Annotated in this window: 17 protein-coding genes; 4 read left to right on the top strand and 13 right to left on the bottom strand. The window is 73.1% G+C overall.

The annotated features are described in order from the left end of the window. Positions 1-188: 188 nt before the first annotated feature. The 13 genes from ACIRRH_RS02545 to rsmH all read right to left on the bottom strand — a co-directional run bounded on the left by ACIRRH_RS02545 (position 189) and on the right by rsmH (position 16,022). Complete coding sequence (locus ACIRRH_RS02545) at positions 189-977, bottom strand: YggS family pyridoxal phosphate-dependent enzyme (RefSeq protein ID WP_403060595.1); 789 nt, start codon at positions 975-977, stop codon at positions 189-191. Continuing rightward, positions 977-1,708: a peptidoglycan editing factor PgeF gene (pgeF, locus tag ACIRRH_RS02540; RefSeq protein WP_403060592.1), complete on the bottom strand. Its 732-nt coding sequence runs from the start codon at positions 1,706-1,708 to the stop codon at positions 977-979. Before pgeF ends, ACIRRH_RS02545 begins: the two co-directional genes overlap by 1 nt. Then, positions 1,705-2,940 carry a cell division protein FtsZ gene (gene ftsZ, locus ACIRRH_RS02535; RefSeq protein WP_403060589.1) on the bottom strand — a complete coding sequence of 412 codons (1,236 nt, stop codon included), beginning with the start codon at positions 2,938-2,940 and terminating at the stop codon, positions 1,705-1,707. The genes pgeF and ftsZ overlap by 4 nt, the downstream gene beginning before the upstream one ends. Before the next feature lie 364 nt (positions 2,941-3,304). Next, positions 3,305-4,081 carry a cell division protein FtsQ/DivIB gene (locus ACIRRH_RS02530; RefSeq protein WP_403060586.1) on the bottom strand — a complete coding sequence of 259 codons (777 nt, stop codon included), beginning with the start codon at positions 4,079-4,081 and terminating at the stop codon, positions 3,305-3,307. Beyond that, entirely contained in the window at positions 4,074-5,180 is a 1,107-nt protein-coding gene (gene murG, locus ACIRRH_RS02525) for an undecaprenyldiphospho-muramoylpentapeptide beta-N-acetylglucosaminyltransferase (protein WP_224281576.1), read from the bottom strand. The genes ACIRRH_RS02530 and murG overlap by 8 nt, the downstream gene beginning before the upstream one ends. 6 nt (positions 5,181-5,186) lie before the next feature. Continuing rightward, positions 5,187-6,500 (bottom strand): putative lipid II flippase FtsW, encoded by a 1,314-nt coding sequence (gene ftsW, locus ACIRRH_RS02520; RefSeq protein WP_403060582.1) that lies wholly within the window; start codon positions 6,498-6,500, stop codon positions 5,187-5,189. A gap of 101 nt (positions 6,501-6,601) precedes the next feature. After that, entirely contained in the window at positions 6,602-8,050 is a 1,449-nt protein-coding gene (murD, locus tag ACIRRH_RS02515; RefSeq protein ID WP_403060580.1) for a UDP-N-acetylmuramoyl-L-alanine--D-glutamate ligase, read from the bottom strand. Then, positions 8,047-9,108, bottom strand: coding sequence for a phospho-N-acetylmuramoyl-pentapeptide-transferase (gene mraY / locus ACIRRH_RS02510; RefSeq protein WP_359827635.1), 1,062 nt, complete (start codon positions 9,106-9,108; stop codon positions 8,047-8,049). The genes murD and mraY overlap by 4 nt, the downstream gene beginning before the upstream one ends. Then, positions 9,108-10,511, bottom strand: coding sequence for a UDP-N-acetylmuramoyl-tripeptide--D-alanyl-D-alanine ligase (gene murF, locus ACIRRH_RS02505; protein ID WP_403060577.1), 1,404 nt, complete (start codon positions 10,509-10,511; stop codon positions 9,108-9,110). The genes mraY and murF overlap by 1 nt, the downstream gene beginning before the upstream one ends. Beyond that, on the bottom strand, positions 10,508-12,160 hold the full coding sequence (locus ACIRRH_RS02500) for a UDP-N-acetylmuramoyl-L-alanyl-D-glutamate--2,6-diaminopimelate ligase (protein WP_403060574.1): 1,653 nt from the start codon (positions 12,158-12,160) through the stop codon (positions 10,508-10,510). The genes murF and ACIRRH_RS02500 overlap by 4 nt, the downstream gene beginning before the upstream one ends. Before the next feature lie 7 nt (positions 12,161-12,167). Further along, complete coding sequence (locus ACIRRH_RS02495; RefSeq protein ID WP_403060571.1) at positions 12,168-14,381, bottom strand: penicillin-binding transpeptidase domain-containing protein; 2,214 nt, start codon at positions 14,379-14,381, stop codon at positions 12,168-12,170. Next, positions 14,378-14,890: a septum formation initiator family protein gene (locus ACIRRH_RS02490; RefSeq protein ID WP_403060568.1), complete on the bottom strand. Its 513-nt coding sequence runs from the start codon at positions 14,888-14,890 to the stop codon at positions 14,378-14,380. The genes ACIRRH_RS02495 and ACIRRH_RS02490 overlap by 4 nt, the downstream gene beginning before the upstream one ends. A gap of 157 nt (positions 14,891-15,047) precedes the next feature. Further along, positions 15,048-16,022 (bottom strand): 16S rRNA (cytosine(1402)-N(4))-methyltransferase RsmH, encoded by a 975-nt coding sequence (rsmH, locus tag ACIRRH_RS02485; protein WP_403060565.1) that lies wholly within the window; start codon positions 16,020-16,022, stop codon positions 15,048-15,050. Positions 16,023-16,560: 538 nt separating this feature from the next. Between rsmH and ACIRRH_RS02480 the strand changes: the two genes are divergently transcribed. The 4 genes from ACIRRH_RS02480 (at position 16,561) to ACIRRH_RS02465 (ending at position 22,193) form a co-directional block, all read left to right on the top strand. Continuing rightward, positions 16,561-17,103 (top strand): carbonic anhydrase, encoded by a 543-nt coding sequence (locus ACIRRH_RS02480; protein WP_224283459.1) that lies wholly within the window; start codon positions 16,561-16,563, stop codon positions 17,101-17,103. A 290-nt stretch (positions 17,104-17,393) separates the two neighbouring features. Continuing rightward, positions 17,394-18,443: an AAA family ATPase gene (locus ACIRRH_RS02475; RefSeq protein WP_403060562.1), complete on the top strand. Its 1,050-nt coding sequence runs from the start codon at positions 17,394-17,396 to the stop codon at positions 18,441-18,443. Position 18,444: 1 nt separating this feature from the next. Continuing rightward, the gene (locus ACIRRH_RS02470) at positions 18,445-19,767 is read left to right on the top strand and encodes a DUF58 domain-containing protein (protein WP_403060559.1); all 1,323 of its coding nucleotides are present in this window, start codon (positions 18,445-18,447) and stop codon (positions 19,765-19,767) included. Beyond that, on the top strand, positions 19,764-22,193 hold the full coding sequence (locus tag ACIRRH_RS02465) for a DUF3488 and DUF4129 domain-containing transglutaminase family protein (RefSeq protein ID WP_403060556.1): 2,430 nt from the start codon (positions 19,764-19,766) through the stop codon (positions 22,191-22,193). The genes ACIRRH_RS02470 and ACIRRH_RS02465 overlap by 4 nt, the downstream gene beginning before the upstream one ends. Positions 22,194-22,324 lie beyond the last annotated feature (131 nt).

The raw sequence follows: 22,324 nt of genomic DNA, 5'->3' as shown, positions 1-22,324 counted from the left end.
CCGGCCCGGGCCGTACGGCCCCGCCTGCGGATTCCGCGGTCCCTCCACGACGGCGTGTCAGCCCGACGGCCGGTCAGATTCGTGGAGTGGGGGCCGCGGAGCTGCGATCCACGGTTCGCTAGCGCTCCGAAGAGCTGCTAGATTCTGTCCTATTTTGTCCTGCTGTCTGATCTACTTACCCGGTGACGTTACCTGAGGGGTGACCTCACTCCGAGTACCGCCGTTCCGACGCGCACATGTGTCGCCCCGGCGGCAATCGCCTGCTCAAGGTCACCGCTCATTCCTGCGGAGACCATGGTGGCAGCCGGATGGTCCGCCCGTACGGCGGTTGCGATTTCCGCCAGCCGATCGAAGGCGCGGGCCGGGTCCCCGGCCAGCGGGCCGGCCAGCGGAGCGACGGTCATCACACCGTCCAGACGCAGCCCGGGCGTGTCGGCGATCGCGTCGGCCAGTTGCGCGACGTCCTCCGGCGCGACCCCCGCCCGGTGCTCGCCCTCCCCGTACGCCTTGTCCAGCGCCACCTGCACCAGGCAGCCCAGGTCCGGGCGTTCCGCCTTGAGCACCGCCGCGGAGAGCGACCCGACCAGCCGCAGCCGGTCCACCGAGTGCACGTGGTTCGCGTACCGGACGACCGAGCGGACCTTGTTGGTCTGGAGCTGGCCGACGAAGTGCCAGTCAAGAGGAAGGTTTCTGCACTGCTCCGCCTTGGGAGCGGCATCCTGGTCGCGGTTCTCCGCGACGTCCGTCACCCCGAGTCCGGCCAGCAGCGCGGTGTCCTCGGCGGGGTAGGTCTTGGTGACGACGACCAGGGTGACCTCGTCCCGGGCGCGCCCGGCGGCCGCGCAGGCGTCCGCGATCCGGCGCTCGACCACGTCGAGGTTGGTGCCCAGTTCCTCGTAGCGGGCCCGCTGGCCGTCCGTCAGCGCCGCCACGAACTCGGTGCTTCCCGGGAACGGTCCGTAGATGTCGTTCGTCATCAGTGATCAGAGCCCAACCAGACGTAGCTCGCGAGCCGGCCGGTGCGCTGCTCGCGGCGATAGGAGTAGTGATCGGCGGATTCGAGCGTGCAGACCGGTGATCGCACCAGCTCGTTGACCCCGGCCACGGCCAGCTGGGCCGCGACGCCTTCCGGCACGTCCAGGGACGGAGTCCCCCAGGAGGTCTCGGCGAAGGCCTCCGGCACCACCGCGGCGACCTCGGCCCGCAGTTCGGCCGGCACCTCGTAGCAGCGGCCGCAGACCGCGGGCCCCGTGGCGGCGGTGATCCGCCCGGGCTCCGCGCCCAGTTCGACCATCGCCCGGACGGCCGCGGGCACCACCCCGGCCGCCAGGCCGGGCCGGCCCGCATGGGCCGCGCCCACCACGCCCGCCACCGGATCGGCCAGCAGCACCGGGGTGCAGTCGGCGGTCAGCACCGCCAGCGCGAGCGGCCGGTCGGTGACCACCGCGTCCACCGTCGGGGCCTGCCCGAGCGGCTGGCGCCCGGTCACCACGGCGACCTCGGCGCCGTGCACCTGGTTCATCCACACCACGTCGGCCGGGTCGAGCCCCAGCTGCCGGGCGGCCAGCGCCCGGTTCTCCCGCACGGCCTCCGGGTCGTCCCCCACCGCGCCGCCGAGGTTGAGCTCCCCGTACGGCGAAGTGCTCACCCCGCCCCACCGGGAGGTGAAGGCGAAGTGAGCACCCGCGCGGATCGCGTGATCGATCACTTAAGGAAGTCCGGGACGTCAAGCTCCTCGGCCGGGCTCTCCACGAACGGCTGCCGGGCCGGCTGCACCTGCGGCGGCACCGGGGCGGAGGCGGTCGTGGTGGCCGGGGTCTCGGCGGTCCGGCTCGGCGCGGCGGTCGAGGACTCGCTCTCCGAACGGGAGGTCACCGAGCCGATGCTCCCGTACGACGGGCGGCCGGCCGGGCGCTCCGGGGCGGCCGGCGGGGTGGCCGGGCGCTCCGGGGTGGTGGACTTGACCACCGGGTCGCGGACGATCGCCGGCGGCTGCCCGCCGTCGAAGCCGGCCGCGATGACGGTGACCCGGACCTCGTCGCCGAGCGCGTCGTCGATGACCGCACCGAAGATGATGTTCGCCTCGGGGTGCGCCGCCTCGCTGACCAGCTGGGCCGACTCGTTGATCTCGAACAGACCGAGGTCGGAGCCGCCCGAGATGGACAGCAGCACGCCGCGGGCGCCGTCGATCGAGGCCTCCAGCAGCGGCGAGGAGATCGCCATCACGGCGGCGGCCTTGGCGCGGTCCTCGCCGCGGGCCGAGCCGATGCCCATGAGCGCCGAGCCGGCGTCCGACATGACGGACTTGACGTCGGCGAAGTCGAGGTTGATCAGACCCGGGGTGGTGATCAGGTCGGTGATGCCCTGGACACCGGAGAGCAGGACCTGGTCGGCCGAGCGGAACGCGTCCAGGACGCTGACCTGGCGGTCCGAGATGGACAGCAGCCGGTCGTTGGGGATCACGATGAGGGTGTCGACCTCTTCGCGCAGGGCGGCGATGCCGTCCTCGGCCTGGTTGGCCCGGCGCCGGCCCTCGAAGGTGAACGGGCGGGTGACCACGCCGATGGTCAGGGCGCCCAGCGAGCGCGCGATGTTGGCGACGACGGGCGCGCCACCCGTGCCCGTGCCACCGCCCTCGCCGGCGGTCACGAAGACCATGTCGGCCCCCTTGAGGACCTCCTCGATCTCCTCGCGGTGGTCCTCGGCGGCCTTGCGGCCGACCTCGGGGTTGGCGCCGGCGCCGAGGCCCCGGGTGAGTTCACGGCCCACATCGAGCTTGACGTCGGCGTCGCTCATCAGGAGGGCCTGCGCATCGGTGTTGATCGCGATGAACTCGACGCCCTTGAGACCGACCTCGATCATCCGGTTGATGGCGTTGACACCACCGCCGCCGATTCCGACGACCTTGATGACTGCGAGGTAGTTCTGCGGTGCTGCCACGTCGAAGGCCTCTCGCCTCGAATTTCCGGGTCGGCCCGGCCCGGAGCGGGGCCGTACCGACGGATGTCGATGGGTAGGGAGCCTGGTTTCTGACTGAATGTCCGAAATGCCGACCGCCGACCCCAACCCTAAACTTGACCTTTAGGGTTAGTTCTGTGTCTCCGTCACATCACCAGGAAACACAGCCTGGTGACACAGGACACTAGGTGGCTCCAGGCACGTGTTTCAACGAACACGCCGAGCTTCCCTTTTTCTTTTGAGCCTATGTGATCATCGGCCGGCATAGGAAACCGGGGGTGACCACCAAGAGTCGGGCCGACACTCCGAGGCGTCAACCCCTCCCTCAGGCAGAGAACCTACCGGATCATCCCGACACCGCCGGCGCCTCCGGCGCCGTCACGTCGAAGTTCGTGCCCTTCTGGTTCATCAGCGCGACCAGTACCCGGGCCTTCCGGTCGATCTGCTCCGGACTCCCCCAGCGCACCGTCACACCCCCGCTGAGCTGCAACTCGACATCGTCGTACGAGTGCACCAGCACCGAGCCGGCCCGCTTGGCGACCTCCGGCGGCAGCCCGGCGGCCACCGCCACCGCGCCCTGCACCAACTGCGAACGGGAGATCACCCCGTCGACGTCGTTCGCCTGCTGACTGAGCCGCAGCTCCACCACCGGAACACCGTCCGGAGGAGCCGGTTCGGTGGCGAAGCTCACGCCCCCGGCATCCACCTGGGTGAACTGGCCGTCCTCCCCCTTGACGGCGGCCACCGCCGTGCGCTGGACGACCTTCACCCGCAGGGTGTGCGGCCAGCCCCGCCACACCTCGGCCCTGGCCACCCGGGGGATCGCCTCCACCCGGTGCCGGGCGTCGTCCAGGTCCACGCGCGCCAGCGGCCCGTCACCGAGCCCGCCGACCGCCTCGCGGACCTGGTCCGCCGTCAGCTTGTCGTCGCTCGTCCCCTGGACGGCGACGCTGCGCACGTCCAGGACCGAGGAGAAGAACACCAGCCAGGCCAGCACGCCGAGCACCGTGGCGCCGAGCGCGCCCAGCACCACGATGCCCCGCCGGGAGAGCCGGAGGCGGGGAGCGGACTCCTCCTCCTCCAGCTCCTCCTCCAGCGGGTCGGCGAGCCGGCCGTCAGCCACGGCGGCGGCCGCCGCGGTGGGCCTGGATCGCCTCGTAGACCATGCCGACCAGCAGGTCGTCGGCGTCCCGGCGGCCGAACTCGGCGGCCGCCCGGCTCATGTCCCAGAGCCGCTGCGGGTCGGTCAGCACCGGCAGCACGTTCTGGAGCACCCAGTCCGGGGTCAGCTCGGCGTCGTCCACCAGCAGGCCGCCGCCGGCCTTGACCATGGGCTGGGCGTTCAGCCGCTGCTCGCCGTTGCCGATCGGCAGCGGGACGAAGGCGGCGGGCAGGCCGACGGCCGCCAGCTCGGCCACCGTCATGGCGCCGGCCCGGCAGAGCATCATGTCGGCGGCCGCGTAGGCGAGGTCCATCCGGTCCAGGTACGGCACCGGGCGGTACGGCGGCATCCCGGGGACGTCCGCCACCTGCGGCAGCTCGTTCTTCGGGCCGACCGCGTGCAGGATCTGCACGCCGTACTGCTGGAGCCGCGGGGCGATCGCGGTGATCGTCTCGTTGAGCCGGCGCGCGCCCTGGGAGCCGCCGGAGACCAGCAGGGTGGGCAGCCGCTGGTCGAGGCCGAAGTACTGGCGGGCCTCCGGGCGGACCGCGTTGCGGTCCAGGGTGGCAATGGTCCGGCGCAGCGGGATGCCGATGTACCGGGAGTCCCGCAGCTTGCTGTCCGGCGTGGAGACCGCCACGAAGTCGCTGTAGCGGGCACCGATCTTGTTGGCCAGGCCCGGGCGTGCGTTCGCCTCGTGCACCACGATCGGCACCCCGGCGCGCTTGGCGGCCAGGTAGGCGGGCATCGCGACGTAGCCGCCGAAGCCGACCACGGCGTCCGCGTTGACCCGCTCGATGATCTCCTGGGCGGCCCGGACGGTGCCGCGCAGCCGGCCGGGGACGGTGATCAGCTCCGGGGTGGGCTTGCGGGGCAGCGGGACGGCCGGGATGAGCTCCAGCTGGTAGCCGCGCTCGGGTACCAGCCGGGTCTCCAGTCCGCGCTCGGTGCCCAGGGCGGTGATCCCGACGGACGGGTCGTGCCTGCGGAGGGCATCCGCGAGGGCCATGGCCGGCTCGATGTGACCGGCGGTCCCCCCGCCGGCGAGTACGACATGCACCGAAATTCACCGCTCCCTGCGTGCCGGCCCCGGGGCCGGGCGCGCTGTGGTTCGTCGTCGTGGCAGCACCCGGGCCAGTTGTCTCCTGATCCGGGAGTTCTTGCTCCGGGCGGCCAGGGCCGCCTTCGCGCCCGAGGAGCTGCGCGCCAGGCACAGCAGCACTCCGATCGCGGACATGGCCGACAGCATGGCGGAACCGCCGTAGGAGAACAGCGGGAGCGGGACACCCGCGATGGGCAGCAGTCCCAGCGCCGACCCCAGGTTGATCATGGCCTGCGCCATGATCCAGGTGGTGGCGGCTCCCGCGGCGTACCTGACGAAGGGATCCTTCGTACCGATGGCCACACGGATACCCGCGTAGCCTAGTGCCGCGAAGAGACCGAGGACCGACAGCGTCCCCACCAGACCGAGTTCCTCACCCGTCGCGGCGAAGATGAAGTCGGTGTGCGCCTCGGGCAGCTGGCCCCATTTCTCCACGCCGGCGCCGAGGCCGGTGCCGAAGCCGCCGCCGTTGGCGAACGCGAAGACGCCGTGCAGGGCCTGGAAGCAGGCGCCCTCCGGGTCGATCTTGGTGACGCCGATGCAGCTCAGCCGCTCCGCCCGGTGCGGGACGGTGACCACCAGGGCGGTGCAGACCACCGCCGCGACCCCGAGGGTGGACACGAACAGCCGCAGCGGCGCGCCGACCATCCAGAGCAGCGCGAACACCATGGCCACCAGGATCATCGAGGTGCCCATGTCGCCGCCGAACATGATCAGCGCGAGCAGCAGCAGGGCCCCCGGCACCAGCGGCACCAGCAGGTGTTTCCACGAGTTGAGGGTGCCGGCCTTCTGCTTGCGGGCGAGCAGGTCGGCGCCCCAGAGCACCAGGGCGAGCTTGGCGAACTCCGAGGGCTGGAACTGGAAGAAGCCGAAATCCAGCCAGTTCTGGTTGCCGTTGATCCGCACCCCGATGCCGGGGATGGCGACCAGCGTGAGGGCGCCGATCACCCCGATCATCACCGGGTAGACGATCACCCGCAGCACCGCGAGCGGGACGGAGGCGAAGCCGATCAGCAGGACCAGGCCGAGGATGGCCGCGATCAGCTGCTTGAGGAAGTAGTACTGCGCCGCGTGGTGCTGGTTCAGGGCCAGGATCTGCGAGGCCGAGAAGACCATCATCAGGCCGAGCACGACCAGCAGCAGGGTGCTGCCGAGGACCAGCAGGTACGGGGTGAGCGGCCGGTCCAGCCAGTACCGGACCCTGGCCCGCAAGACCTGGACCCGGGCCAGCGGACCGGCCGACTTGTACTTGGTCGTGGTGGCGGAGATCACTCTCATCGGCTCGGCGGCATCCCGCTTCACAACGCCGGAATCCGCTCTGCCCTGCCCCGCCACCGCTCCCCGCTCACTTGTCCCGTCCGACGCCCTCGCCGGCCCGCCTACTCGCCCGCCAGCTCCCGGACGGCCGCCGCGAAGAGGTCGCCGCGCTCGCCGTAGTTGGTGAACATGTCCATCGAGGCGCAGGCCGGTGCCAGCAGCACCGTGTCACCCGATCGGGCGAGCGATGCGGCCGTTCGAACGACCTCGGTCATCGCCACCGCGCCAGTCTGGCCCTCGGCCGCCTCGATCACCGGCACATCCGGAGCGTGTCGCTCCAGCGCCTCCCGGATCACCGCCCGGTCCTGGCCGATCAGCACCACCGCGCGCAGCCGCTCGGCCGCGCCCTGCACCAGGTCGTCGAAGGTCGCGCCCTTGGCCAGGCCCCCGGCGATCCAGACGATCGGCCGGTAGGCGGCCAGCGAGGCGGCCGCCGCGTGGGTGTTGGTGGCCTTGGAGTCGTCGATGTACGTGACCTCGCCGACCACGCCGACCTCGGCGATCCGGTGGGCGTCCGGCCGGAAGGCCCGCAGGCCCTCCCGGACGGCCTTCGGCTCGACCCCGTACGCCCGGGCCAGCGCCGCCGCGGCGAGCGCGTTGGCGATGTTGTGCGGGGCCGGCGGGTAAACGTCCTCGACGGCGCCCAGCTCGGCCGCGTTCTTGGCCCGGTCCTCGACGAAGGCGCGGTCCACCAGCAGCCCGTCCACCACACCGAAGTTCGACGGGCCGGGCGCGCCGAGGCCGAAGCCGATCGCCCGGCAGCCCTCCTCGACGTCGGCCTCGCGGACCAGCGCCTCGGTGGCCGGGTCGGCCAGGTTGTACACGCAGGCGACCGCGTTGCCCTCGTAGATCCGGCCCTTGTCGGCGGCGTACGCCTCCATCGAGCCGTGCCAGTCGAGGTGGTCGGGCGCCAGGTTGAGCACCGCCGCCGAGTACGGGCGCAGCGAGGGCGCCCAGTGCAGCTGGTAGCTGGACAGCTCGACGGCGAGCACGTCGTACGGCTCCTCGGCGAGCACCGCGTCCAGCACCGAGACCCCGACGTTGCCGACCGCGGCGGTGCGCCTGCCGGCGGCGGTGAGGATCGAGGCGAGCATCTGGACGGTGGTGGTCTTGCCGTTGGTGCCCGTGACGGCCAGCCAGGGGGCGGGCTCGCCGGTGCCGGGCAGCGGCTTGCGCAGCCGCCAGGCCAGCTCGACGTCGCCCCAGACCGGCACCCCGGCCGCCTCGGCGGCGGCGAACAGCGGGCTGTCCGGCGCCCAGCCGGGCGAGGTGACGATCAGCTCGGTGCCCTCGGGCAGGCTCGCGCCGTCGCCGAGCCGCACGGTGACGCCCAGCGCCTCCAGCTCGGCGGCCCGGGCGGCCAGGCCGGGCCCGCTGCCGCCGTCCACGACGGTCACCCGGGCGCCGAGGCCGTGCAGGACGCGCGCGGCGCTGATGCCCGAGACGCCGAGCCCGGCCACGGCGACCGGCAGGCCGCCGAATTCGGGGTTGGCCTGGTCGGGGTTGGTCATCCGGTCACCCATCCCGCGTAGAACAGGCCGAGGCCGACGGCGACGCACAGGCCCTGGATGATCCAGAACCGGACGACGATCAGGACCTCGGTCCAGCCCTTGAGTTCGAAGTGGTGCTGCAACGGCGCCATCTTGAAGACGCGCTTGCCGGTCATCCGGAAGGAGCCGACCTGGATGATCACCGAGAGGGTGATGATCACGTAGAGGCCGCCGAGCAGGGCGAGCAGCAGCTCGGTGCGGGAGCAGATCGCCAGACCGGCCAAGGCGCCGCCGAGGGCGAGCGAGCCGGTGTCACCCATGAAGATCTTGGCGGGCGAGGTGTTCCACCACAGGAAGCCGAAGCAGGAGCCCATCAGGGCGGAAGCCACGACGGCGAGGTCCAGCGGGTCGCGGATGTCGTAGCAGTTGGCGGTCGCGGTGATGGCGTAGGCGCAGCTCTGGGTGTGCTCCCAGATGCCGATGAAGGTGTAGGCGCCGAAGACCATCACCGAGGCACCGGTGGCGAGACCGTCCAGACCGTCCGTCAGGTTCACGCCGTTCGACATCGCGGCGATCATGAAGTACGCGAAGATGACGAACAGGACGGGGCCGATCGCCCACTTGAAGTCCCGGACGAAGGACAGGCTCTGGGACGCCGGGTTGAGCCCGCGGTCGTCCGGGAACTGCATCGCCAGGACGGCGAACCCGAGGCCGACGATCGACTGGCCGGCCAGCTTCGCCTTGGCCCGCAGGCCCAGCGAACGGCGCTTGACCACCTTGATGTAGTCGTCCAGGAAGCCGACCAGGCCGAGGCCCGCGGTCAGGAAGAGCACCAGCAGCCCGGAGGCGGTCGGGCTCTCGCCCGTTATCGCCTTCGTGGCGAAGTACGCGATCAGGGTCGCCAGGATGAAGGCGATGCCGCCCATGGTGGGCGTGCCCTTCTTGCTGTGGTGCGCCTTGGGGCCGTCGTCGCGGATGTACTGGCCGTAGCCGTGCTTCGCGAGCACTTTGATCAGGGCCGGGGTGCCGAGCAGCGACAGGATGAGGCCGATCATCCCGGAGAAAAGGATCTGCTTCATTATTCGGCCACACCGTCCGCCAGGAGGGCCTCGGCCACCTTCTCCAGCCCCACCGAACGGGAAGCCTTCACCAGGACCACATCCCCCGGCCGCAGCTGACTGCGCAGCAGCTCGACCGCCGCGTCCGCGTCGGACACCAGCACCGACTCCTCACCCCACGAACCTTCGTTCCTCGCGCCGAGTTCCATGCAGGCCGCCTCGCGTCCGCCGACCGCCACCAGCTTGGTGACGTCGAGCCGGACGGCGAGCCGCCCGATGGCGTCGTGCTCGGCCAGGCTCTCCTCGCCGAGCTCCCGCATCTCGCCGAGCACCGCCCAGGTGCGGCGGCGCTCCGGGCCCCGGCCCCCGATCGAGACCAGCGCCCGCAGCGCGGCCCGCATCGAGTCGGGGTTCGCGTTGTAGGCGTCGTTCACGACGGTGACACCATCGGCCCGGTCGACGACCTCCATGCGCCAGCGGGACAGCGCACCCGCTTCGCCCAGGGCTGCCGCGGTGTCGTCGACGGACATCCCGAGCTCCACCGCCACCGCGGCGGCGGCGAGGGCGTTCGAGACGTGGTGCTCACCGTACAGGCGCAGCTGCACGGGCGCGGAACCGGCCGGGGTGGTGAGCGTGAACGATGGCCGCCCGGTGGCGTCCAGGCGAACGTCCGTGGCCCGTACGTGGGCGTCCGGTGATTCCCCGAACAGGACCACCTTCGCCTTGGTACGGGAGGCCATCGCGCGCACCAGCCGGTCGTCCGCGTTGAGGATCGCGGCGCCGTCGGCGGGCAGCGACTCGACCAGTTCGCCCTTGGCCTCGGCGATCGCCTCCTGGGAGCCGAACTCGCCGACGTGGGCGGTGCCGACGTTGAGGACCAGGCCGATCCGGGGCGGGGTGATCGAGGTGAGGTACTCGATGTCGCCCTTGTGCCGGGCGCCCATCTCCATGACCAGGTGCCGGGTGCCGGCCTCGACCCGCAGCGCGGTCATCGGGTGACCGATCTCGTTGTTGAGCGAGCCGGGCGGGTAGACGGTCTCGCCGTGGCGCTGGAGCAGCTGGGCGATCAGGTCCTTGGTGCTGGTCTTGCCGGCCGAGCCGGTCAGCGCGACCACGGCGGTGCCCTCGGCGCGGGCGACCACGGCGCGGGCCAGCCGGCCGAGCGCCTCCACCACACTGTCGACCAGGACGGCGGGCACGCCGACCGGGCGGGAGGCCAGCACCGCGACGGCGCCGTCCTCGACCGCCTTGGCCGCGTACTCGTGGCCGTCCACGTGCTCGCCGACGAAGGCCGCGAACAGGCCGCCGGGGCTCACCTTCCGCGAGTCGACCTCGACCGGGCCGGTGACCAGGGCGTCCGGGTCGGCGCCGTCCAGCGTGCCTCCGACGGCGGCGGCCACCTCGGCGAGGGTCAGTGCGATCACTGCTGCTCTACTCCTCGGTCGCCCCGCGCGGCCGGGGTCTGCGTGATGGATTCGCGCAGCACCTCCCGGTCGTCGAAGGGGCGGATCTCGTCTCGTACGTACTGGCCGAGCTCGTGGCCCTTGCCGGCCACCAGCACGGTGTCCCCCGCCTGGGCGCGGGCGACGGCGATCCTGATCGCCTCGGCCCGGTCGGGGACGACCACGACGTCCCCGCGCTCGGCCTCGGGCACCGTGGCGGCGCCGGTCAGCATGGTGGCGAGGATCGCCAGCGGGTCCTCGCTGCGCGGGTTGTCGCTGGTCAGCAGGGCGGTGTCGGCGAGGCGGGCGGCGATGGCGCCCATCGGGCCGCGCTTGTGCGGGTCGCGGTCGCCACCGCAGCCGACCACGACGTGCAGCCGGCCCCTGGTGACCTCGCGCAGCGAGGCGAGGACCGCCTGGAGGGCGTCCGGCTTGTGCGCGTAGTCGACGACGGCGACGAACGGCTGTCCGGCGTCCACCCGCTCCAGCCGGCCCGGCACGCCGGGGACGGCGGCGACACCGGCCACGGCCCGCTCCAGCGGCAGCCCGGCGGCGACCAGCACGGTGATCGCGGCGAGCGCGTTGGCGACGTTGAACGGGCCGGGCAGCGGGACGGAGGCCTCGGCCTCGGCGCCGTCCGGGCCCAGCACCCGGAAGGTCGAGCCGACCGGCCCGAGCCGGACGTCCACGGCCCGCCAGTCGGCCTCGGCGGCGCCGGTGGCGGAGAAGGTGGTCACCGGGATCTTGGCCTCGGCGGCGAGCCGGCGGCCGTACTCGTCGTCCAGGTTGATCACGCCGTGGCGGGACTTGCCGGGCTGGAAGAGCCGGGCCTTCGCCTGGAAGTAGTCCTCCATGTCCGGGTGGAAGTCGAGGTGCTCGGGGGTCAGGTTGTTGAACAGCGCGACGTCGTACGCGACCCCGTCGGTGCGGCCGAAGACCAGGGCGTGGCTGGAGACCTCCATGGTCACCGCGTCGGCGCCGCGCTCGGCCATCACACCGAGGATCGCGTGCAGGTCGGTGGCCTCGGGGGTGGTGCGCTCGCTCTTGATCCGCTCCTCGCCGACCCGCATCTCGACGGTGCCGATCACGCCCGGGCTGCGCCCGGCGCCGCGCAGGCCGCCCTCGACCAGGTACGAGGTGGTGGTCTTGCCGTTGGTGCCGGTCAGCCCGATCATCAGCAGCCGCTGGGAGGGACGGCCGTAGACGATCGCGGCGAGCTCGCCCATGACGGCCCGCGGCCGGTCGACGACCAGCAGCGGCAGGCCGGTGGGGGCCGCCAGCTCGGCGCCGGCCGGGTCGGTGAGCACCGCCACCGCGCCGCACTCCGCGGCCTTGGCGGCGAAGGCCGCGCCGTGGTGGTTGGCGCCCGGGAAGGCCACGTACACGTCGCCCGGACGGACCGCGCGGGAGTCGTGGGTGACGCCGCTGACGGCGCCGCCCTCGACGGGCGCCAGGCCCAGTGCGGCGGCCAGCTCGGCGAGTGGCAGGGCGGTGGTCCCGGTCGGGCGGGGCGGACTCACGGTGGTTTGATCGGGTTTCGGCACGGCGGGAAGGCTATCCGCCGAAGGGTGTCCAGGGCCAAACCGGCCCTCCGCCGCGCCGTGCTCCGGCCCGGCCGGTTCGTTGTTCATCGCTCGCTCACGGCTTCCAGTCGACGGGAAGGTTGGGGGCCTGGCTGCCGCTCGGCGGGACCTGCATGGTCTTCAGGGTGAACTCCATCACCTGCTTGAACACCGGGCCGCACAGCTGGCCGCCGAAGTGGCCGTTGACCGGGCCCTGGAGGGTGCAGGAGACGGTGTAGCGGGGGGCGTCGGCAGGGGCGAAGCCGATGAAGGAGGCGGTGTAGCCGTCGTAGCCGACGCCGTTGGCGGCGCCCCGGTTGGCGGTGCCGGTCTTGCCCGCGACCCGGTAGCCGGGGATGGCGGCCTTGCCGCCGGTGCCCTGCTCGTCGTCGACGACCGACTCCAGCATCGAGGTGAGGGTCTTGGCCGTCTCCTGGCTGACCACCCTGGTCTGCTCCGCCGGCGCGCTCGGCGTGTACTTGCCGTTCGGGTCGCTGACGCCCTGGACGATGCTGGGCGCGACCCGCACCCCGCCGTTGGCGATGGTCGAGTAGACCGAGGTGGCCTGGAGCGCGTTCATCTGCATCGGGCCCTGGCCGAAGGAGATGTTGTACTTCTCCGAGGCGACCAGGTCCTCCGGCTTCTTGAGTTTTCCGGAGGTCTCCCCCGGGAAGCCCAGGCCGGTCGGCTGGGCCACGCCGAACTTGCGCATGTAGCCGTCCAGGACCTTGTTGGCCTCCAGCTGGTCGCCGCCGCCGAGGGTCTCGACGGCCTCGATGGTGCCGATGTTGGAGGACTTGGCCAGCACCCCGGCCAGGGTCAGGTACCAGGTGTCGTGGTCGACGTCGTCCTTGAACTGCTGCCCGGCCCGGACCAGCCGGTTGGGCACCGTCACCTTGGTGTCCCAGGTGGCCTTGCCGGAGTCCAGCACGGCGGCCATGCTCATCAGCTTGGCGGTGCTGCCCGGCTCGTACGCGTCGCCCAGGGCGGCGTTGCCCAGCTGCGTCTGCTTGGACAGGCTCAGGTCGTTCGGGTTGAAGCCGGGTGCGGTGGCCATCGCGAGGACCTGACCGGTCTTCACGTCCTGGACCACCACGTAGCCCTTCTCCGCGCCGGAGTTGGCCACCTGGTCGGTGATCGCCCGCTGGGCGGCCCACTGGATGTCCCGGTTGATGGTCAGCTTCACGTCGCTGCCCGGCACGGCCGGCTCCATCGAGCCCCCGGCGGTGGGCACCAGCCGCCCGCCCGACTGGGCGTAGCTGCTGTGGCCGTCCTTGCCGGCCAGCAGCTTCTGGTACTGGAGCTCCAGGCCGCCGGCGCCCTCGCCCTCGGCGTTGACGAAGCCGACCAGGTTGGCGGCCAGCCCGTCCGCCGGGTAGATCCGCTTCTGGGTCTCCCGGTTGAACACCCCGGCCAGCGGATTGGCGCACTCGTTGTCCACCCGGGTGCGCCCGCCCTGGTCGGCGGGCTTGCCGAGCAGCTTCTTCTGGGCCTGGCAGGCCCGCGAGCCGGCCTGCTTCTCCAGGCCCGACTTGAGGTCGCTGATCTGCCTCTTGGCGGCCGGGGTCTGCTGGGCCGCGAGCCGCTTGTAGCGGCTCTTGGGGGTGTGCAGGTCGGCGGCGATCTTCTCCTTGGGCACGCCGAGGATCGGCGACAGCAGCGCGGCCGCCTGCTCCGGCGCGTCCGGCAGGCCCGTCGCCTCCGGGGTGAACATCGCCGGGTCGGCGGTGATGTCGTACGCGTCCACGGTGGCCGCCAGCGCGACCCCGTCGGAGGACGTTATCGAGCCGCGCTCGGCGGTGATCGGGATGTTCAGGTAGCGGTTGGTGTTGGCGTCGGCGGCCAGCGCGTCGGCGTCCACCAGCTGGAGCTGCACCAGGCGGCCCGCGAAGACGGAGAACACCAGCGACAGCACCACGGTGATCACCCGCAGCCGGCGCTTCGGCTCGGCCAGCTTGAGCGCCTTGGGGCGCAGCGGCGGACGGCTCTTCGGGCGCACCGCCGCCTGGCTGCGGGCCGGCGGCCGCCCCTCGGGGCGGCGCTGCTGCGGCGTCCGCGGAGTACGGCCGGCGGAGGCCGACTTGGCGGGCTGGGCCTTGGCCGACTGGCTGCGGGCGGGCTGGCCCTTCGCGGACTGTCCCTTGGCGGGCTGGCCCTTCGCGGGCTGGGGCTTCGCGGGCTGACTGCGGCCGGAGGCGGACTGCGCGCGCGGCGCACTGCCCCGGGGCGCCGGACGGCGGCCGTTGCCGCCGCCGGAGGCGCCGGACCCGCCGGAGCGTGGCGTGGTCATCGGCCCGCACCCCCGCTCGGCTTCGCGGCCGCGGTGGGCGGGACGGGGTTGAGCTGGATCACCGAGTCACCGGCGGACGCCGCCGGGGTCGGCACCGGCGACGGGGCGGCCGGCGACGGGGCACCGCCCTGCTGCGGCGCGGCCGGCGACGGCCCGGCAGCGGGCTGAGCCGCGCTGGGCTGGGCCTTGGTCGGCCACGGTTCGGCCGTGGAGCGCTTGACCGGCGGGCTGCCCTGGGCCGGACCCGGGGTGCCGATCACCTTGCCGCCGTTCGGGACGTCCAGGAAGGCCATCCCGCCGGCCGGGACCATGCCCAGCTCGGCGGCGCGCCTGGCCAGCGCGTCCGGGGCCGAGCTCTGGTCGATCTCGTGCTGGAGGCTCTGTTGCTCGTCGGTCGCCACGGTGGTCTGCTTCTGCAGTCGGGAGAGCTCGAAGGAGCCCTCGTTGAGCGCGGTGTTCAGCGCGAGCAGGCCGAGCAGCCCGGCCGCCAGCAGCACCACGACGAGCACCGCGAACGGTGTGCGCCCCCGTACCGGACGTTTGCCCGGCCGGACCGTGATCCGCGCCCTGCCCTGCCCGGGGAGTCCTCCCCGCCCCGCCCGGACCTCACCGGCCACCGGCCCCACTGCCTTCCTCCGCCCTTCGGACCCCGCCGGGGCCGGTTCGTCAGCCCCGCTTGCTTCGGTCCCTGATCCTCTCCGCCACCCGCAGCCGTACGGGCGCGGCGCGCCGGTTCTCCTCGATCTCCTCCTCGGTGGCCAGCTCGGCACCGCGAGTGATCAGTTTGAGCCAGGGCTGGTGCTCCTCCGGGATGAACGGCAGCCCCGGCGGGGCGGTGCTGGTCGCGCCGGCGGCGAAGTACTGCTTCACCAGCCGGTCTTCCAGCGACTGGTAGGACATCACCACGATCCGGCCGCCGACCGCGAGGACGTCCAGCGCCCCGGGGATCGCCCGGTCCAGGACCTCCAGCTCGCCGTTGACCTCGATCCGCAGTGCCTGGAACGTCCGCTTGGCCGGGTTCCCGCCGGTCCGACGGGTCGCGGCCGGGATGGCGTTGCGCACCAACTCGACCAGACGCGCGCTGTTGGTGAACGGTTCCTTCTCCCGCTCCCGCAGGATCACCGAGGCGATCTTCCCGGCGAACCGCTCCTCGCCGTACACCTTGAGGATCCGGGCCAGGTCGCCGTGGCTGTAGGTGTTCAGCACCTCCGCCGCGCTGATCCCCCGGGTCTGGTCCATCCGCATGTCCAGCGGCGCGTCCTGCGCGTACGCGAAGCCGCGCTCCGCCTCGTCCAGCTGCATCGAGGAGACGCCGAGGTCGAACAGGACGCCGTCCACCTTCTCGATGCCCAGGCGCTCCAGCACCTCGGGGATCTCGTCGTAGACGGCGTGCACCAGGGTGGCCCGGTCGCCGAACGGGGCCAGCCGCTCGCCGGAGAGCTTCAGCGCCTGCGGGTCGCGGTCCACCGCGATCAGCCGCACCTGCGGGAACTGGGTCAGCAGCGCCTCGCTGTGCCCGCCGAGACCGAGGGTGGCGTCCACCACGACGGCACCGGGGCGCGAGATCGCGGGGGCCAGCGCGTCCATGCACCGCTGGAGCATCACCGGAACGTGCTTGGGGCCCGGTTCGTTGGTGGTCATGCGCGGTGGCGCCCTTCCTCGGTGCGGAGCAGCCCGACGTCCGGGAGCTGCGACCATTCTCGCCCACCGCGCCCCGGCACGACGAAGCGGCCCGTGGTCCCCGCCCGCTCAAGGGGAAGGTCGTGACCGCCCGGCGCCGGGGAAGGTGCGTCAGGTGGGCACGGAGCGGGTGGAGGCCACGGACCGCGTCGACCGGGCCGCACCGGCCGGGAAGGCCCCGTTGACGGGCCCCGGCGGGTGTGCTCCACTGCGCCGCAAACTCTATCGCGCGGGCCCTGCCCGTCAATGGTCCGCTCCGGCGCACCACCCGGGCGGCGGTACGGATCACCGCAGGTCGCGGCCGTCGGGGCGGCCCGTCGACGGTACGGATCGGGGGCCTTCGGCGGCGGGCGCGCGCCCCCTGCCCACCACGCGTGCGGGCCACTGCGGGACCAGCCCGGACAAACCTTCCCGTTGTGGCTATGCACTCGATCACAGCGCCCTGTTCTGTAGCTCCTCGCCCCACCGCGCGGGCCCGATCGGCACTAACGTCGCCACCATGACAGTGACACCCGACCGGCCCTCGCCGAACGCCGCTGCCGCCCCTGCCAGACCCACCGTCATCGACCGCTTCGTCACGGCCAACCGCACCTACGCGGTGACCTTCCAGGACGGCGGCATGGACGCCCGCCCGGTGCAGAAGATCGCCGTGGTGGCCTGCATGGACGCCCGCCTGGACCTGTTCGCGGCGCTCGGCCTCGAACTCGGCGACGCGCACGTCATCCGCAACGCCGGCGGCGTCGTCACCGACGACACCATCCGGTCCCTGACCATCAGCCAGCGCGCCCTCGGCACCCGCTCGATCGCGCTGATCCACCACACCGGCTGCGGCCTGCTCGGGCTCACCGAGGACTTCCGCCGCGAGCTGGAGCTGGAGGTCGGCCAGCGCCCGCAGTGGGCGGTGGAGGCCTTCGTCGACCTGGACGGCGACGTCCGCCAGTCCATGCAGCGCGTCCGCACCTCTCCGTTCCTGCTGCACACCGACGACGTCCGCGGCTTCGTCTTCGACGTCCACACCGGACTGCTGCGCGAGATCGACTGAGCGACCGACCCGGCCCCGCCGAGCCGTCGGGGCCCGAGTGCCCGGAGGCGGTCCGGCGCGTCCCGGCCGTCCGGGCACTCGGGTACCGCCGCATGGTGACTTCCGGCCATCGCGCAGGGGAGAATGCGCCTGCCGGTCGGACCCCGAACCACCTGGGGCGGCCAGGCCGCGGGCCGCCTTCCCGGCGCCGGATCCTCCTTCGGAACCGCCCCCGGGACGGCCGCGTCAAGCATGGGGTGGGGCCCGGCCTCGGGACGGGGCGGGCACAGGGTGCCAGGGAGCGTAAACGGGTGACGAGCTACAACGACCAGGCCGGACTCGGCAGTCCTGCGAGGGGCGGGCAGCAGAGGGCGAACGGGTACCAGCAGGTAGGGCTTCCCGAGCTCGCCGCGGTCGTCGACCGTGTCCGTGCCAACGTCGAGAGCGTGATCGAGGGCAAGCCGGAGGCCGTACGGATCGCCCTGACCGTCCTGCTCGCCGAGGGCCACCTGCTGCTGGAGGACGTGCCCGGCGTCGGCAAGACCATGCTGGCCAAGGCGCTCGCGCGCTCGCTCGACTGCACCGTGCGCCGCATCCAGTTCACGCCCGACCTGCTGCCCTCGGACGTCACCGGCACCAACATCTACGACCAGCAGCGGCACGACTTCGAGTTCCGCCCGGGCGCGATCTTCGCCCAGATCGTGGTCGGCGACGAGATCAACCGCGCCTCGCCCAAGACCCAGTCCGCACTGCTGGAGTCGATGGAGGAGCGCCAGGTCACCATCGACGGCACCAGCTACGAGCTGCCCTCGCCGTTCATGGTCGTGGCCACCCAGAACCCGGTCGAGATGGAGGGCACCTACGCGCTGCCGGAGGCCCAGCGCGACCGCTTCATGGCCCGGATCTCGATCGGCTACCCCAGCCCCGAGGCCGAGCTCGCGATGCTGGACGTGCACGCCGGCGCCAGTCCCCTGGAGGACCTCCAGCCGGTCGCGCACGCCTCCGACATCCTCAAGCTGATCGACCTGGTCCGCAGCGTGCACATCGCCGACCCGGTCCGCCGCTACGCCGTCGACCTGGTCGGCGCCACCCGCACCAGCCCCGAGCTGCGCCTGGGCGCCTCGCCGCGCGCGACCCTGCACCTGGTCCGGGCCGCCCGCGCCGCCGCCGCGCTGGACGGGCGCGACTACGTCACCCCGGACGACATCCAGCGCCTCGCCGTCCCGGTCCTGGCGCACCGTCTGATGGCGACCGCCGAGAGCCAGCTCAGCCGCCGCACCTCCGAGCAGATCGTGGCCGACCTGGTCGCCCGGCTGCCGCTGCCTCGCCCGCAGGGCGGCCCGGCCGTCCGGAGGGGCTGAGGTGACCCAGTCCGACTCCGCATCAGGACTGCGGGCCGGGTTCCGCGGTCTCACCACCCGGGGGCGTTCCTTCCTCGCCGCCGGGGTCACCGCGGTGGTCTGTTCCTACCTGCTCGACCAGGACGCCCTGCGGCGCGTCGGCGTCCTGCTCGCCGCGCTGCCGCTGGTCGCCGTCGTGGTGGTCGCGAACACCCGCTACCGGGTGGCCAGCGGACGCCGGCTCAGCCCGCGCCGGGCGATCGCCGGCCAGGAGGCCCGGGTCCACCTGCGGGTCGACAACGTCTCCCGGGTGCCCACCGGGGTGCTGCTGCTGGAGGACAAGGTCCCGTACGTGCTCGGGCCGCGCCCGCGGTTCGTGCTGGACCGGGTCGAGCCGCGCGGCAACCGCGAGGTCTCCTACCGGGTCCGCTCCGACCTGCGCGGCCGCTACCCGCTCGGGCCGCTCCAGCTGCGGCTGTCCGACCCGTTCGGGATGTGCGAGGTGACCCGAGCCTTCACGGCCTCCGACGTCCTCACCGTCGTCCCCCAGGTCCAGGCGCTGCCCTCCGTACGGCTCAGCGGCGAGTGGATCGGCCAGGGCGAGAGCCACAGCCACACCCTGGCGCTGGCCGGCGACGACGACGTGATCCTGCGCGAGTACCGCCCCGGCGACGACCTGCGCCGGGTGCACTGGCGCTCCACCGCCCGGTACGGCGAGCTGATGATGCGCCGCGAGGAGCAGCCGCAGCAGGCCCGGGCCACCATCGTGCTGGACACCCGGGAGATCGCCCACCGGGGCAGCGGCCCCGCCTCCTCCTTCGAGTGGGCGGTCAGCTGCGCCGCCTCCGTCGCCGTGCACCTGCTGGAGCGCGGCTACCGGACCCGGATGCTCACCGACACCGGGCAGTCCGTACCCGGGCCGGGCGCGGGCGGCAACCAGAGCAACGCCGAGACCTCCGGGCTGATCCTGGACGCCCTCGCCGTCGCCGACCTGTCCGACGGCGGCACCCTCTCCCGCGCCGAGGACCCGCTGCGCACCGGCGGCGAGGGCCTGCTGGTCGCCGTCCTCGGCGAGCTGGACGACACCCAGGCCACCCGGCTCGGCCGGCTGCGCAGCCGCACCGGCGGGGCGATCGCCTTCCTGCTGGACACCGGCACCTGGGCCGGCCTGCGGATGCTCGCCCCGGACACCGGCGGCGACGAGTTCCAGGCCCGGGTCCGGCAGCTGCGCGAGGCCGGCTGGACGGTGATCCCGGTGCGCGCCGGGGACTCCGTACCGGACCTGTGGCGGGCCGCCGACGGCAGCAGGACGACCGCCCCCTACCGAGAAGAGGCCGGCGCGTGACCACCCGGGCCAAACTGACCGTGTACTCGGCGCTGGCCACCGCCCTGGCCTCGCTGTGCCTGAGGCCGCTGCTCACCACCGACAACTGGCTCGCCCACGCCCTCCTGGTGATCACCGTGATCGCCGCGGTCGGCGCGGGCCTGCGCCGCTCCCCGGTGTACCGCTGGACGGTGCCGGTGGGGCAGCTGCTGGTGCTGCTCCTGCTGATGCTGCTCGGCTTCGCCGGCGCCGGCGGGGTGCTGCCCGGGCCGTCCACGATGCGGGTCCTGGACCAGGTCTTCTCCTCCGGTCTGGACGACATACAGCAGTACGCCATCCCGGCTCCGCCCACCGCCGGGCTGCGGCTGATCCTGGTCTCGGCGGTCGGTCTGATCGCCGTCGCGGTGGACACCGTCGCGGTGACCTACCGGCGCTCGGCGCTGGCCGGGCTGCCGCTGCTGGCGCTGTACTCGGTCGGCAACGGCCTGGCCGAGGAGCACGGCAGCTGGGTCTGGTTCGCCGTCGCCGCGGCCGGCTACCTGCTGCTGCTGTTCGCCGAGGGCCAGGACCGGGTCTCCCGCTGGGGCCGCGTGTTCTACGGCGGCGCCCGCGGCTCCGTGGAGTCCGGCCGGGTCAACCCGGGCGGGCGGCAGGTCGGCGTGCTGGCCCTGACGGTGGCACTGCTGCTGCCGGTGGCCCTGCCGAACTGGAGCTTCGGGCTGCTGCACTCCGGCTCCGGCGGATCGAACGGCAAGGGCGTCGGCGGGAGCCTGTCGACCAGTCTCGACCCGCTGGTCAGCCTGGAGGCCGCGATCTCCAAGCCCACCGACGCGGAGCTGCTCACCTACACCCTGGACAGTCCGCTGGCCGACCAGATCTACCTGCGGACCGGCTCGCTCGACCAGTTCGACGGCACCAACTGGAAGCTCGGCAGCACCACGGTCAACGACCTCCCGGCGACGCTGCCCTCGCCCGAGGGCCTGCGCAACGCCCAGGTCCCCCGGATCGAGGGCGACTTCCAGGTCAGCGACCGGCTGGAGGGGAGCTGGCTGCCGATGCCCTACCCGGCCGCGTCCGTCCAGGTCCCCGACCGCGGCGACTGGAAACTCGACCCGCTGACCCGCACCGTCCTGCCGGCCAACGACAAGGCGATCCGCGGCCTGCGCTACCACGTCAGCTCCCTGGACCTGCGGCCCACCGCCAACGAGCTGCGCCTCGCGTCCGCCGCGCCGCAGGACATCAGGGAGCACTACACCACCGTCCCGTCCGACCTGCCGTCGGTGGTCGCCGAGCAGGCCAAGGCCGTCACCGCCGGCGCGCAGAACGACTACGACCGGGCGACGGCGCTGGTCAACTGGTTCACCGGGCCGGGCTTCAAGTACGACACCACGGTCAACGGCGGCACCGGCAGCAACGCCATCGCCGTCTTCCTGCGCGACCGCCGGGGCTTCTGCGTGCACTTCGCCTCCACCATGGCCGCGATGGCCCGGGTGCTGAAGATCCCGGCCCGGGTGGCCGTGGGCTTCACCCCCGGCGACAGCAAGGGCGGCAACGTCTACTCGGTGACCGGCCGGATGTACCACGCCTGGCCCGAGCTGTACTTCGCGGGCTACGGCTGGCTGCGCTTCGAGCCGACCCCGAGCCGCGGCGTCCCGACCCGCTACACCGAGGCGTCCGGCGCACCGACCACCGCGCCGACCCAGCAGGCCACCGCCGCCCCGCAGACCGCCCCGGCCGCCCCGGCGCCGACCTCCGGCTCGGACTGCACCGCCAAGCAGCGCCAGCTGGGCGAGTGCGGCACCGACGGCAAGGCCGTCACCAAGGCCGCCGACGAGTCCTGGCTGCTCTCCGGCCAGGTGCTCGGCACCCTGGCCGCGGTGCTCGCACTGATCGCACTGCTGCTCGCCCCGATGGTCTGGCGCGCCGCCGTGCGCCGCCGCCGGCTGGGCGGCGGCGGACGGCGCGGGCCCGGCGGGAGCGGACCGGCGGAGCTGACCGACGCCCAGGTGCTGGCCGCCTGGGACGAGCTGATCGACTCCGCCTGGGACCTCGGAATTCCCCCGGACGAGTCACGCACCCCGCGTTCGGCGGCCCGCCGGATCACCGAGAAGGCCCAACTGGACGCCGACTCGGCGGCGGCCACCGGCCGGCTGGCGCTGGCCACCGAGCGGGTGCTCTACGCCCCGCCCGGGCAGCTCACCGCGGAGCCGCTGGCCGCCGACGTCCACACCGTCCGGCGCGGGCTGCTGGCGAGCGCCGGACGGGCCGGGCGGACCAGGGCTCTGCTGCTGCCGCCGTCCTCGGCCCAGCTGTGGTGGCGGATCTCCGACGCGGTGCGGGCGGCCCGGGCGGTGGTCGGCACCCGGCTCGGCCGGGTGGTCGAGACGGTCTCCGCGCCGGTGCGGCGGATCCTCGGCCGGCGCAAGCGGTCCACACCGGAATCCTGATCCGGAATCCTGATCCGGACACGAGCCGGGGGGGGGCGGGGGGGGGCGGGCCGCCCCCGCCGGGGGGGGGTCGGGCCCGCGGCTCCGATAGCGCCGGGGGGGGCGGCCCCGCGGCGCGGGCCGCGCGGGGC

Origin of the sequence: Kitasatospora sp. NPDC101235, assembly GCF_044767505.1 — a bacterium.
Taxonomy (GTDB): Bacteria; Actinomycetota; Actinomycetes; order Streptomycetales; family Streptomycetaceae; genus Kitasatospora.
This window is presented reverse-complemented; position numbering and strand designations above follow the sequence as displayed.

Bases quoted from the DNA above. Each gene is read 5' to 3' on its own strand.
- ACIRRH_RS02545 (WP_403060595.1), bottom strand. From the start codon at position 977: ATGACGAACGACATCTACGGACCGTTCCCGGGAAGCACCGAGTTCGTG.
- ftsW (WP_403060582.1), bottom strand. From the start codon at position 6,500: ATGAGAGTGATCTCCGCCACCACGACCAAGTACAAGTCGGCCGGTCCG.
- murD (WP_403060580.1), bottom strand. From the start codon at position 8,050: ATGACCAACCCCGACCAGGCCAACCCCGAATTCGGCGGCCTGCCGGTC.
- mraY (WP_359827635.1), bottom strand. From the start codon at position 9,108: ATGAAGCAGATCCTTTTCTCCGGGATGATCGGCCTCATCCTGTCGCTG.
- ACIRRH_RS02500 (WP_403060574.1), bottom strand. From the start codon at position 12,160: ATGAACAACGAACCGGCCGGGCCGGAGCACGGCGCGGCGGAGGGCCGG.
- ACIRRH_RS02495 (WP_403060571.1), bottom strand. From the start codon at position 14,381: ATGACCACGCCACGCTCCGGCGGGTCCGGCGCCTCCGGCGGCGGCAAC.
- rsmH (WP_403060565.1), bottom strand. From the start codon at position 16,022: ATGACCACCAACGAACCGGGCCCCAAGCACGTTCCGGTGATGCTCCAG.
- ACIRRH_RS02480 (WP_224283459.1), top strand. From the start codon at position 16,561: ATGACAGTGACACCCGACCGGCCCTCGCCGAACGCCGCTGCCGCCCCT.